11 protein-coding genes are annotated in these 12667 nt (G+C 38.5%); 2 read left to right on the top strand and 9 right to left on the bottom strand.

The features are described from left to right. Window positions 1-55: 55 nt before the first annotated feature. From B2089_RS03325 to B2089_RS03295, 8 genes are all read right to left on the bottom strand, one after another. The gene (locus B2089_RS03325) at window positions 56-1570 is read right to left on the bottom strand and encodes a transglutaminase domain-containing protein (RefSeq protein WP_296685906.1); all 1515 of its coding nucleotides are present in this window, start codon (window positions 1568-1570) and stop codon (window positions 56-58) included. A gap of 80 nt (window positions 1571-1650) precedes the next feature. Next, the gene (locus B2089_RS03320) at window positions 1651-1809 is read right to left on the bottom strand and encodes a hypothetical protein (protein ID WP_296685903.1); all 159 of its coding nucleotides are present in this window, start codon (window positions 1807-1809) and stop codon (window positions 1651-1653) included. Beyond that, entirely contained in the window at window positions 1790-1942 is a 153-nt protein-coding gene (locus tag B2089_RS12070) for a DUF4143 domain-containing protein (protein ID WP_414717857.1), read from the bottom strand. Before B2089_RS12070 ends, B2089_RS03320 begins: the two co-directional genes overlap by 20 nt. Before the next feature lie 12 nt (window positions 1943-1954). Beyond that, window positions 1955-2080: a hypothetical protein gene (locus tag B2089_RS03315; protein ID WP_296685901.1), complete on the bottom strand. Its 126-nt coding sequence runs from the start codon at window positions 2078-2080 to the stop codon at window positions 1955-1957. Between the two features lie 66 nt (window positions 2081-2146). Further along, a complete protein-coding gene (locus B2089_RS03310) occupies window positions 2147-6118 on the bottom strand; it encodes a leucine-rich repeat domain-containing protein (protein WP_296685898.1) in 3972 nt (1323 codons plus the stop codon). A gap of 158 nt (window positions 6119-6276) precedes the next feature. Then, the gene (locus B2089_RS03305) at window positions 6277-8658 is read right to left on the bottom strand and encodes an outer membrane protein (RefSeq protein ID WP_296685896.1); all 2382 of its coding nucleotides are present in this window, start codon (window positions 8656-8658) and stop codon (window positions 6277-6279) included. A 220-nt stretch (window positions 8659-8878) separates the two neighbouring features. Next, entirely contained in the window at window positions 8879-9499 is a 621-nt protein-coding gene (locus tag B2089_RS03300) for a hypothetical protein (protein ID WP_296685893.1), read from the bottom strand. Window positions 9500-9544: 45 nt separating this feature from the next. Beyond that, window positions 9545-10549, bottom strand: a complete 1005-nt coding sequence (locus B2089_RS03295; protein ID WP_296685890.1) for a hypothetical protein — start codon at window positions 10547-10549, stop codon at window positions 9545-9547. A gap of 132 nt (window positions 10550-10681) precedes the next feature. Between B2089_RS03295 and B2089_RS03290 the strand changes: the two genes are divergently transcribed. Further along, window positions 10682-10996, top strand: coding sequence for a helix-turn-helix domain-containing protein (locus tag B2089_RS03290; protein WP_296685888.1), 315 nt, complete (start codon window positions 10682-10684; stop codon window positions 10994-10996). A gap of 2 nt (window positions 10997-10998) precedes the next feature. On the opposite strand, the gene B2089_RS03285 is transcribed toward B2089_RS03290, so the two are convergent. Beyond that, complete coding sequence (locus tag B2089_RS03285; RefSeq protein ID WP_296685885.1) at window positions 10999-12270, bottom strand: class I SAM-dependent methyltransferase; 1272 nt, start codon at window positions 12268-12270, stop codon at window positions 10999-11001. Between the two features lie 315 nt (window positions 12271-12585). Here B2089_RS03285 and B2089_RS03280 point away from each other — a divergent pair. Next, the coding region (locus B2089_RS03280) for a ParA family protein (RefSeq protein WP_296685910.1) at window positions 12586-12667 on the top strand (82 nt) is incomplete at its 3' end.

The following is a 12667-nucleotide window of genomic DNA, read 5'->3' as shown; positions in this document are numbered from 1 at the left end:
AAGGTGTTTGAGCAGATTAAAGTGTAAAAATGAAGGCTCAGTCAGGCTTTCATTTTTACTTAACATCGTAGCTGAACAAGGCAGGAAAATCCCTTTTATTTTTTGATGCGAAAATCGTAATTTTTTCAACATTTTCTGGAATAGTAAAATCAAGCTCAAAACTTCCGTTTTTTTGATTTTTAGTAAAGAACACAAATTCATTTTCTGGCAAAACAATAGCAAAATGAGAAAAAGCATTTGTCGTTATAGAAAAATGCTGCTCACTTCCTTTTTTTAGAGAGCCAGTAAATGGTGAATTTACTTGAATCTTTGAAGAATTTACATAATTTCCATGCATTTGAGGAAATCTACGAACATCTTTTCCAAATCCAGAATAATCTTCTGCCGCCTTTAACTCAAAACTTAAGACGGTTTCGTAACGAGAAGTGTTTCGCTCAAGAAGTTTTAAAATTTTTGTGTTGGCAGAATTCCTTGGATTATTGAACAAATCTTCATCAAAATAATATTTTCCGTTTTGTTCTACAAAGTAATATGCCTTTTCAAATAAATCAAATTCGTTTTTAGTGATTTTTTTCTGAGCAAGAAGATTTTGAGCCTTTGGAAATACATTTTGTTCAAAATCAGCCTTAAAAAAATACGGAGGATTATTCGTAACTCCATTGATTCTAGCACCGAGACCAACTGTGTAATTTTCTTTATCAGGAACATCAAAAGTAAATTTTTTTGTATTTCCAGAATTTTCAAACCAAACTGCCTGTTTAACAACAACCCCTGAAGAATCATTTTTTATATCGCCAGTGAGTGAAACCTTTGGATTTGAAGAAGTAAAATCAAAAGAAGTGGCTTCGATTATTTCGTTTTTATAATTTGGTGCATTTTTACCAAGTGAAAGCCCGTACTCAAAGAAAACGCCAGATATGTACGGTTCTTTTTCAAACTGCTCGTGAGAACGGATTTGTTTTTCAGGCAAAAGCTGCCATTTTTCTTCTTCGGGAAGATGTGAATAAATGAACTGAGAAGGCTTGAGATTGTACCATTGATTTGTGTAACGCTTTATAAAAGTCCGCCTTTCAACGAATCCTGCATCCCATGTTACATCGATTAACTTCCAACTGTTGCCGATTTTGATTGCATTCCATGCGTGATCACTTTCTTCTTGTAAATATCCTGGATAAAGAAAGCCTTTTGACCATCCGTAAACAATTTCGGCTTCGATATTGACGATTTTACACATGACAGCCATGAGATTTGCATAGCCTACGCAAACAGCCTTTCTCTTTTTGAGAACCGCTTCATAGCCCTGCTCGCCCGCACCTTCTTTAGTAAAAACATTGCAGTCGTAAGCAATATTATCGCAAATCCAGTCGTGAATCACTTTAACTTTGCTCGCCGTATCGCCGATTCCGTTCGTAAGAGCCTTCGTAAAATCAATGATATTTTCTTTTGGGTCGATAAAAATTTGTTCTTGCAAATTTTTGGGCAAAGAACGCACACGAGGGCTCATGCTCGCCGCAAAAAGAGAAGAAAAAGAAAGAACGAGAATTGTAAGAATCGAAAGAATTTTTTTCATAAAGGCAACTCCTCAAAAATAAATGGCAGAGTCATCTCTAAAAATTGCAATTTTTAAAGATTCCCTAAATGTTTTTAGAATTATTCAAATGTTAACATAGATTTTACTTCTATGTTCATTGTTTTCTCTCCTGTTTTTATCTGAATTGGGTAGTCCGGCTTTGGGTTTTCCGATAATTTTACTTCAATCATCTTACAACCACCGCCAACAACAAAAAAATCAACTTCCGTTTGTGCCACATCGCGATAATATACCTAAAAGCCAGCACAAAAGTCCTGTATCATTAAAATACACTTTTGGCGTTTTTACGATTCTCTTTCCTGAATTTCCCGACCATGGTTGAAGAAGCGTAATCTGTCCAAAAATTTCCAATACACTTACCCACTAAGCCACAGTCTTTGAACTGATTCCAAGACCATTTGCAAGTTCTGTCATGTCAAGTTGTTGTGCATTACGAACTGCAAGCAGCCTTATAAATTGCTCAAAAGAACGTAGACTTGTAACATTCACAAGTTGGCGATATTTCAGATATTACGGAATCAAATTTCAAATTTGCCAAATGCAACATCGCTGGTTCTAATTATGCTTGTAAACCCTAAATCCAACATTTCCTGACTCAGTGAGGCGTGTCGGAGGGCTTGCTGTCCAAATATAAAGCTTGTAATAGCCAGTTCCGCCTTCAGAAGGGTTTATGCTTGCAGCATCAAAATTGCTATCCCCCCACCACCATGCACTATTATCAGGATTTACTATTAAGAAAATTCCGTCGACGGCTCCTGAAAGCAATGAAGAACTTGCCTTTGTGTTGTTACTTTTATCTGTTTCGCTATCGAGCCATTTAAAATCATAAGTGCTATAGTCATTAGTAACATTGAATTTATATGCGTATGTGTTGCCACTTGTAATCGATAGAGTCTGATAATAAAACTTATAGTTTGTATTAGAACTAGTAGGATATTTTGGCGTATAAGTTGTGGCATTAGTCGTCGTGCTACTGTTTATGCAGGTAACTCTTATAAACACAACTCCAGCAGAAGTTTGATCTGATTGCGGGCTAATCGTTATTTTGTGGTAGCCTACATAAGAATTAGTATATTTTGAAGGAGCGAACAAGTCCTTTGTTCCGAAGCCTTCATCTGAAGTCGTTCCGTCAAATAAGTATAAACTATCGTTTGACGGTCCTTTTATCTCAAATTTACCATCCGTGCGATTCCAAATCTGCATTGGTGATGTTTTTGTAAGGTCAGAAGCATTGTGATACTCTTCAACACTTATAAGATATAGATTTGCTTTGTTTCCAACATAAAATCTAAGTGTGGTCGATTTTCCCTGCTCAACAGGAATAATTGTATCATCCGTTAAATAAACACTTTCATATTCGAGTGTTGCAATTCTATCATCCTTAAACCAATAATGACTTGCATACTTTGATTTTAACTTATCTGCATTCTCTTCGTAACCTACTAAGTTATTTATAATACTTGCACTTGAAGTTGTATCTATTGTACTATTGTTACTTCTATGCGACCAAGAAAGATGGTAATCAAAATAAACAGCATTTAAACTAGTGCAACCACTAAAAGCATAATTCCCAATTTTAGTAACACTTTCTGGAATAGTGATTGAAGAAAGACTTACACAATAATAAAAGCAGAAATTGCCAATCGAAGTTAAACTTTCAGACAAAGTAACAGAATTAAGATTAGAACAGTTTTCAAATGCATTGTTATTAAGCGTAGTAACCGCACTCGGAAGTGTTATAGTTTGCAATTTGCTTGCGCCACTAAAGCAAGAAGCTCCAATAATTGTTAAACTTGAAGGCAAAGTAATTGAAGCAAGACTTGAACAGTTTTGAAACGCACTGCCGCCAAATAGTGTAATGGTATTTGACAATGTTACTGAGGTTAAAGCCGTACAACCGTAGAAAGTTCCAACACCAAGCATTGTGATTGGCGAATTTATTGTTGCGCTTGTAAGACTTGTGCATTTCTGAAAGACACAATCTCCCAATGTTTTTACTGTTACGGGAACTTCCACTGTACGCAATGCGCTGCAATTGGCAAACGCATAACTATATATTGTATTCACATTACTTGGAATTGTTATGTTCGCAAGCGAAACACAATTATAAAAAATTCCATTCGGTAAACTTGTCACCCCCGCAGGAATCGTAACGGAGGCAAGCTTTAAACACTCTTGGAAGGCATATTTTCCCAAAGTGGTGACCGAGCTAGGAATTTCAAAGTTTTCCAAAGAATGGCAGGTTGCGAAAGCATACTCTCCAATCGATGTGGCATTTGTTGATATTGTTACGGTCTTCAAAAGACGGCATTCCTCGAAAGCATGCTCAGGAACAACGGTCACATTCGGCAATGAAATGCTAGTAACAGCAGAACATTCGTTGAATGCATATTTTCCGATGCTGTTCACAGTTGCAGGAATTGTTACGCTTTCAACTTCGGAGCAAGATGAAAGCGCGTAAGCAGGGAGAGCCGTTAAATCCGAAGACAGTGAAATAGACTTTAGGCTTATGCCCGCTTTGACAAAACAACTTTGATTTGAAGTTCCGCTCGGCGCAGACCACGTAAGCTCCGTTGCGCCGCTCAAATTCAGCTTAATGCTCCCAGAAACATGTTTCAGCCATGAGCACACCGCTTCGTATGAAGAAGAGAATGCGCCCGTGAAATTTACCGTATATTCAGGATACAAAGAGGCAATAGAACCTACATCGCTTGCGTTTCCATAAAGCGAACACAGTTTTGTATGAATTGCAGGGGTAATATTTAAAACATCGGACTCTGTGACAGTTCCCTTATATGTAACGGTTACATCATCATGGGTTGCTTGAACAGAATAAGTGCCCGCCTGATAAAATGTGCCTGTATGGCTCGTTGAATCAAAATCTATGAATTCATCAGAAGTAGACCAAACCACACCGTTTGTAAGCTCAGAGCCGTTTTTAGATAGTTTGAGTGTGGCAGAATTGAAAATTGCCTCGCTTCCAGACGCAACTGAAATCCGATACGGATTGCTGCTCGCAGGAAGAACGGTCATGGTGGCAAAAACAGTTCCATAGGTAGAATGGCTCGCCAAAATGTAATATGTTCCGGCTTTTTCACAAGCAAATTTATTGTCTGTTAATTTAACCTCTTTATTATCTGCCGAGCTTGCGTCTGCGTAATACCATGTCACTGCGCTTGTTACATCGGTATTGCCAGATACGGCTTTTAATGACACCTCATTGCCGACGGCGCAATTTTCTTCGGCGGGGAGCGTTATGCTAAACTGAGGATCGCGTTCAGACTGTACTTCAATTTTAAAATTGCACTGATAATACTCACCATCGTATTCTGCCCAAAGATAAGTTTCTCCTTCTTGTTTGCAAAGCAGATAGGCTGTCCAGCGTGTCATATAATTTGAATCCCAGCCCCAATTTGTAATGCCAGAATTAACTTTTGATCCATCATATTTCTTTAAGTAAAAGTCTGAGGCAGGATTGAACAAACTTCCAACGGCAAGTCGAGCAGCATAGTCAGTAACATACTGATAGCGATAAGTGCTGGTCTCTAGTGTAAGCGGTGCATAAGAGTCATCGCTTGTAATAGCCACGCGGTAAGTTCCCAGATTATCAGGTTTATTATCTGTTGGCCAAACAACAAACTCAAGTTGTCCAGTTATAGGAGATGTAAAAGGATAACCTTCTTTATAAGAATCATTATTTAAATACTCATAGTCCTCGCCAAAAAGTGGAGTGTAATTATGATCTGCATCGTAATAAAAAATATTAAATTCACAATCAGAAGTATATTTTCCACCATCGCGTTTACCATCAACAAAAAGTGTATATTCCTGCCCCTGCTTTGCATCGATTGTATACCAATACATATCAACCCAATCAGAGTTCTCGTTTTTTATGTAATCATGCCAGCCATTAGAAATTGCAAACAACAATTTGCCTTCAGTCCAAGCATCAACTGGAACTCCGTAATATTTTAGAGAAACATAATTACTTCCAGTTCTGCCTTTTCGCACGCAGATTTTGTAGGGAATTTCGGGATTTGTCTCGTAGCCAGGATATTCTACTTTTAAGTAAACAGTTCCGCTTGATTGTGCAGTTACAACTGCTGGCGAAGTGTACAAAGAATTGTATTTATCTTGTAAATAGTAGGATTTTTTCTCGCCTTCTAACGGGTTTTCAGAGAAGCTGGTTTTTGATGTTCCAGAATAACATTTTAAGTGATTCCAGTCTTCGTTATCAGAAAGGAAAATTGCATAAACTTGCCCTTCGACAGCCTCAAACGACCATAAGTCGCCCGTTTCTTTGTTCTCGCTTGTAATTTCGCCGTTTGACCAATTTTTTATGAAATCACCTTCCCCGCCACTTCCTTCGATATTTTTATGCTTGTCAGCAGAGCCTTTTGTATCTGTACCAAGTTCTTCTGCATAAGATTTACTCAATATCGCTTCGTTATCGTTTAAGCCTTCCGAGCAGCCTATAAAAGAAAAAACAACAAAAGCCAAAACAAAAAAATATTTCAACTTTCTCATTTTTACACCTCCATCAAAAATAGGGCATCTCGAAAAACTCGCTTTCAGCGATTTTTCGAGATTTCGACAAGTTTTAATTCTTGGAAATAAAAAGAATTAAAACTTACATTTTCAAAGTTATCTCTAAAAATTGCAATTTTTAGAGATTCCCAATATTTTTACCAAAATTTATATCCTAGACTAAGCATGTAAAAATCGCTTGCTCCTGCCCCAAAATCAACTTGAAGGCGATAAGCAAGCCCCAAAGAGAATTTTTTGATTTTTATGTCAACGCCTGGTTGGAATTGAGCCGTAAATCCTTGTGAAAGAACTCCACCACTGCGAGAATCTTCTTCATATAAAAGAGAGGCTTTGTCATAAGAATTTCGGTAATAGCCTAAACCAACCATTGTATATGGTCTAAACCAATTCCAAAGCGTTACCGTAGCCCCGCCGACTGCCTGAGCACGGATAAAATCAGTTTTTCCGATTGTTTTAGAGTTAGAATCAACTAAGGCAAGTTCATAATAGCTTTTGTTTTTAGCATCATTTATACCCATTTGATAACCAATTTGACCACCATAAAAAAAGAATTTTTTGAGACCAAACAGAGCCGTAAGATCCATGTTTACGCCTTCGTTCAAATGGTTTCCACCGTAACCAGCATCAATAAAAATCCCTGTCCTGCTCTGGTTATAATTAAGGAATTTTCGTTTGAATTCCGCTCTTTTTTCGGCTTTGATTCGAGCTTCTTCTTCGGCTATTTGTCTAAGTTCTTCTGCTCTTAAGCGTGCTTCTTCTTCTTTTCGCTCTTTTGCCCTACGGGCCAATTCTGGCTCGAGCAATTTTTTAACATCTTTTTTGTTGGAATTAAATGTATACCACCAAGAAGGACTGAATTTTCCAGGCTCTCTTTCTGCAAATTCTGTATCTGTATAAAATCTGTCGTCAGTTTTTGTAACCTTCATGTCCAGGCGGATAAATTCTGTGGAATATCTTGAAGGCACATCAAGGACTGCTTCTGATTCAAAAGTGAGTATATAATTTATGATGTTTGACTTATATGAAAAATGTTTTTGAAACAAATCGACTGCATCATCAAACGCCTTTCTTTCCGCTATGCTACCTGTTGGTAATGGAGCTTCTTTGCCTTCCATGGCTTTGTACAATTCTTTGTACGGAATAATAGTTTTAAAACTTCCGATTAAAACTCCGTCTGAATAATAATAGAATTTTACTGGCCATCCCATTTTTTTTCGGTCAAAATCCTCGACAACATATTGAAGTTCTTCGGGATTATTAACCGTCGAAACAACAAACGGCCTAAATTCAAGCTGCTCGTATTCATCGACAATTTCTGAAATAAGAACATTCATCTGTTTCTGATAAGGGACTTTTGCATCTTGCGTGAATCTTGCCATTTCATCACGAATTTCGTTTTCGGCAACATCGGCTTCCTGAACACGCTGTTTATAAGCTTCGTCAACAGGCTTTCCGTTCGACATTTCAGAATATTTGTACGGAGCGTTCATAATGCTTTGCCGTTTTTCTTTTATTTCTTTTTCGCCGTCAGCTTTTATTTGTGCAACCCGTTCATTCATTTTTGCCTGAAATTCAAGGAGTAGCTGTTTTTTATTTTCTGCAGTAGTAAAATAAGAATAAAGACTTTTTGATTCAATTTTTTTTGCACGAAGAGTTGCCGCTGCCTGTTCCGCTTCTCTTGATTCCGCTAAAAATTTGTTTTTCTGCTCTTCGCTTCGACCTTCATCGAGAGCCTTTTCGTATTCCATTCGCTCTTTGTCTTTTCTGAGTCGTTCAGCAGTTTCTTCCTGTTGTCTTTGACGAATTCTTAAATCCTCAATTTGTGCCTCAATATTTCGCTCTTGATCTGTATTCTTTGCATTTGAAGCACTTTGCTTTTTTTGCCGAAGTTCTTCCATTTGCTTGTTGATTCTTGCCAACTGAGAATTCGTGCTTTCAATTTTTTGATCGGTGTTAAGATTGTTAAAACCTACTCGCAAAGTAGTTCGATCGGTATGAGAAAGAGGAATACCCAATCGATCAGAGATAAGAATTGTAATATCATCAACAGCACCAGGGTGAGATGTTAAATTTTCTTTGGTGTATGCTTTTTGAGACACGACGGTCTCTCTTTTTCCTGTTTCCAAATCTGAAATCGTTACGGTAAGTTGAAAGCCTGAACCGCTTCGCAAAATTTTTGTATCTAGGGTAAAAAATGTGCGCGAAAATGAACCGAGTTCAGGTCCAGAATCCTCAGAATACATATTAGATTCGCTTTCACGCTTTAAAATTTCCATCGCCGATTTTGCTTCGTTTTCATCGACTGTAATTTGCATTTGAAGATATTGAGAAAAATTTGATTCAAAATTCGCCCTGATTCCTGCATTCATATTATCCCGCTCTTCTTTTCGATTAATTACCGAAGTGATCGCAGAATCATCGGGTTGTTTTATAACTATTGTCTTACCTGAATAAGACTGTCCAAAAAGTGCGATTGCCGAAAAAATCAAAAATAAAAATGGATAAATTTTCTTTTGCATTAACTACACCTTAAAAAGTTCGCCAAAATCAATTTTGAATGCACTTGCAGTCGAATCCTGCATAAAAAGTGCCGAGAAACGGATATAGAATCCTATCAACTGCGCTAAAGCGCCCGTTTCAATGAACTTTCATGCAGTCTTCTCCGTCCTCTACATTCAAAATTGACTTTTCTTGACCGTATTAATAATTTACAGAGTCTTCGATTTTGTCTAACATTCCCTAGATTTTTTTCTGAGTGTCAGTGGTAAGACCATTTGCTCCTGCGATTTCACCCAAATAAATCTTACAAATTCGTTCCCAGTTTTCTTTTGTGCTTGAAAATGCGACCCACTGAATATATTCAACAGTTTGCTCTCCATTTGCAGCCGTTGCGCGTGTTTTCTGCCAGAAACCTGCAACTTCCGTAAAACCAGAAATTTTTGCCTTTGCAGCTCTTGCGGCTCTATCAACCGCTTCTCGCTGACCTTCATCATTGATACCGCTTCCAGCTTCTGTAAGAACAGTTTGCTGTAATCCGCTTGCAAGTTGGGCTGCAACATCTGTGCGGGCAAGCGACTGAGCAACTGCCTGAGTTGCTGCATTCATTTGAACGATTTTTACGACATCACTTTCCTTAAGATTCAATGATTTTTTGACGGCTGCAAAATCATTGTTCGTCCACTGGGCAAGCCATGTCGGAGCCACTGGCCCACCAAGAGTCCTTCCCTGCCAGTCAACAACAACACTTTCTTCTGGGGTGCTTGAAACATTGTTTGAAACTTTTGTGCTTCCACAACCAGCAAGAAGGGAAATTGCTAAGGCAGCAAATGCACCTGCCAAAATTCCGTTAATTTTTTTCATCTTTTACCTCCTGATGAATAAAATTTATTTCGACTTTTTTATTGCTTAATTGCTTTCGGTAAATTCTTTGAGTTCGCGTGGGAGAGTATCTTCTATTTTTGAAGCAAGTTTTGGGTAAGATTTTTTTTGTGCACTTTCAAGAGAGAAAGCAACGGTTCGCTCTGAAATGCGCTCCTTATATGAATAGACAGTTCGTTTTTCAACGCCAGAAATTGTCAAATCTATTGAAGGAAAAACTGCAAGTGGCTCTTTTCCGTCGCTATTATGTTTGACTAAAACATTTGCTGAATAAATTCCTTTTTGAGAGACAGAAAAACCAGCATTTTTAAAAGCTTTTTCGAGAGAAGTTTTGATTATTTCGTTGTAATCACCTTCAATTTTAATGGCAATGTTTACTTGTTGTTTTTCTGATTCAATAAGAGAAGGAATTCTTGCAAGAAGATTTCTGTCCGAAGAATATTGCTTTTCTTTTGCAGGATGAATCAACCTGCCGTATTCTAGTGCGGTAAGAAAGTCCTTGCCCTTTTCTAGTGCTTTTTTGTAATAACCGATAACAAAAATCGGCTCATTTTCGCCTTGAGCTTCGTTGTAAAAACCATAAAAAGAATTTTTCGCATCTTCTATTTTTGGAACATATTGTTCCCATGCCTTGTTTCGATTTATGTAAGCAACACAATACCATTTTTTTTCTGATTTAAAATAATACGGCTCGGTAAATTCAACACCAAAAAGTGAAACTTGCGAACTTACGGCAACATCGTTTTGGATAAGCGTGCTTTCGTCAATTTCACCGCCCTTATTAATAGAACGAACTGATGTAAGAAGATTTGAATTTACACTTGTATTGATGTACCTTGCAATTTGAGAAAGTGCTTCGGTTTTTGAAAGTTCTGCTGAAGAAGAAATACCACGAGAAGAAAGATATTCAGAATCGGGAAAAGAATTTTTCCAATCAGAAGAGACCCATAAAGGAAACTCTCCTGTAGAATCAGAAGCACATGAAGAGAATAAAAACAAAATCGATAAAATAAACAACAATTTCTTAATCATAATTCTCCAGTCAAACAGAACTAAACTAGTATTTTCAAAAGTTAATACTACTTTAGTCCTATTTCAAAGATTGTATAAGACTTTCTTCGTATTGTAAAGTTTAAAATTAGTATTAAAGTAGTAATATTCCTCATGGATTTCAGAACCCGATTGCGAGACCAGATAAAATTCACAGGATTACTTGATAAGGAAGTCGCCGAAAAAGCAGGCATAACAAAACACGCTATAGACACTTATGTCGGCTCGCGTGCCTGCATGCCATCAGCAGATATTGCCGTAAGATTGGCTAAAGTTCTTGGAGTTTCGGTGGAATGGCTCGTAACAGGGGAAGATGCTTCAATTTCTCAAAATGATATACAGACTCTCATTCATTATTTTTCACGACTTAATGAACATGACAAAAAAATGATTCTTCTTTTGGCAAAAAATATGTTTGAAGACGAATAAGTTTAGTTTTCAGACTGTAATTTTTCCAGCGTTTGATTTACATTCAAAGTGGCAAGGAGCGGGCTTTCAGCTTTTCCGCCACTAATCTGTGATAATCTTTGATAATCTGCGGATTCTTTTTTAATCGCTCTAATCAAAAGATTTTTTGGTGTGGCGCTTTCCTCGATAAATTCCAGGATTTGCACGCGGTAGCCCTTGCTTTCAAGAAGCTCTGCCCGGATTGCGTCGGTGGCAAGGGCTGCGAAGCGTTCTTTTATGAGTCCGTATTTCAATAGCGGGGCGAAAGGTGAATCTTCGGGGACGGATTTGGCGGCCAGCTGGCTGTTGATTTCGTGCTGGCAGCAGGGAACGGAAAGAATTGCCTTTGCCTTGTGGCGGATTGCGTAGTCCAGGGCGTAGTCGGTGGCGGTGTCGCAGGCATGGAGGGTCACGATGATGTCGGGCTGTTTTTCCTCGCCAAAGGAAGCTATGTCTCCCACCGCAAAGGAAAGATTTTTGAGGGAGAGTTTTTGGGAGAGGGAATTGCAGTAGGCGATTACATCTTTTTTGAGGTCAAGGCCGAAAATCTGAGCGGGGATTTTTTTTACTTCGGTAAGATAATGCTGAACTGCAAAAGTGAGGTATGACTTCCCAGAGCCGAAATCAACGATGCTGAGGGGATTTTTTTCGGAGACAGGGGAATTTTCGCTTTGCCGGACTTTCGCCACATCGTCAAGGATGTCGTCCAGCATTTCAAGGAAGCGGTTAATCTGGCGGAATTTGTCATATTTTGCCTTTACGACCTTGCCCTCCGCCGTCATGATTCCCAGATGAACAAGAAAAGGAACCGGCTGACCTTCTGGAAGAAGATAATTTTTCCTGCGAGATTCTGAGACAAGCTCAGAATGACGGGTGGATTCCCCAGAGGCAGGGGATTTTCCATTTGCATCATTTTTAATTCGTGTTAATTCGTGCGATTCGTGTCTTATATTCTTACGGAGTTCCGTGATTTTGCCTTTTTTGTTGGCAAGAATCGTGATTTCCTCGGATTCTGTACGCTGGACGCAGTTTTTGAAAGTCGTACCTGCATGAGAGGCGATAAAGTCCTTTAGCTCAGACTCACTCATTTTTTTGTGAAAGACCTGTTTTTGAGTATAGAACTCAGCGAAGTAATTCTCGTTTCTGGAAGCGGCAAGTGAAGCCGTAAGCAGCTTGATTTTTACGCGGGTATATTCAGCGCCTAAGATTTCCGAGATATTTTTGACTGGTTTAGAGAAAGTTACTGATAAAAGCATATAAGTCCTTTTTAAATTTCTCACAGAGGTCACGGAGAACACAGAGAGCGAAACACTGAATAACAAGTTCTCTGTGAACTCATAAGCTCTGTGAGAAATTCTCTTTCTGCTCGAAGTTCGGGAGCCCCGCTCTACTTTGCTTAGCTTGAAGCGCAAGGGATTGTAGGGGCGCGAAGCGTTGCGGAACGAAGTGTAGCAATGTAGCGTTAGCGGAACCCCGAAAAGCCCGACGGCGTAGCCGGTGCGCCCGTGAAACAATAAAAAATGTTTCACAAGACTATATATTTTAATTTTAAAATCCGATATAGTAAATATATGGGAAAGATTTTTGTTTTTGTTAATCAGAAGGGTGGCGTTGGCAAAACAACCTCAGCTATCAATATTGGCGCTTACATGG

The organism is Treponema sp. UBA3813, assembly GCA_002368605.1.
In the GTDB taxonomy this organism is placed as follows: Bacteria; Spirochaetota; Spirochaetia; order Treponematales; family Treponemataceae; genus Treponema_D.
The sequence above is the reverse complement of the archived record's forward strand: the minus strand, read 5'-3'. Positions and strand labels throughout refer to the sequence as shown.

Coding starts and splice junctions, on each gene's coding strand:
- B2089_RS03285 (WP_296685885.1), bottom strand. CDS start 12,270: ATGCTTTTATCAGTAACTTTCTCTAAACCAGTCAAAAATATCTCGGAA.
- B2089_RS03295 (WP_296685890.1), bottom strand. CDS start 10,549: ATGATTAAGAAATTGTTGTTTATTTTATCGATTTTGTTTTTATTCTCT.
- B2089_RS03290 (WP_296685888.1), top strand. CDS start 10,682: ATGGATTTCAGAACCCGATTGCGAGACCAGATAAAATTCACAGGATTA.
- B2089_RS03325 (WP_296685906.1), bottom strand. CDS start 1,570: ATGAAAAAAATTCTTTCGATTCTTACAATTCTCGTTCTTTCTTTTTCT.
- B2089_RS03300 (WP_296685893.1), bottom strand. CDS start 9,499: ATGAAAAAAATTAACGGAATTTTGGCAGGTGCATTTGCTGCCTTAGCA.
- B2089_RS03305 (WP_296685896.1), bottom strand. CDS start 8,658: ATGCAAAAGAAAATTTATCCATTTTTATTTTTGATTTTTTCGGCAATC.
- B2089_RS03310 (WP_296685898.1), bottom strand. CDS start 6,118: ATGAGAAAGTTGAAATATTTTTTTGTTTTGGCTTTTGTTGTTTTTTCT.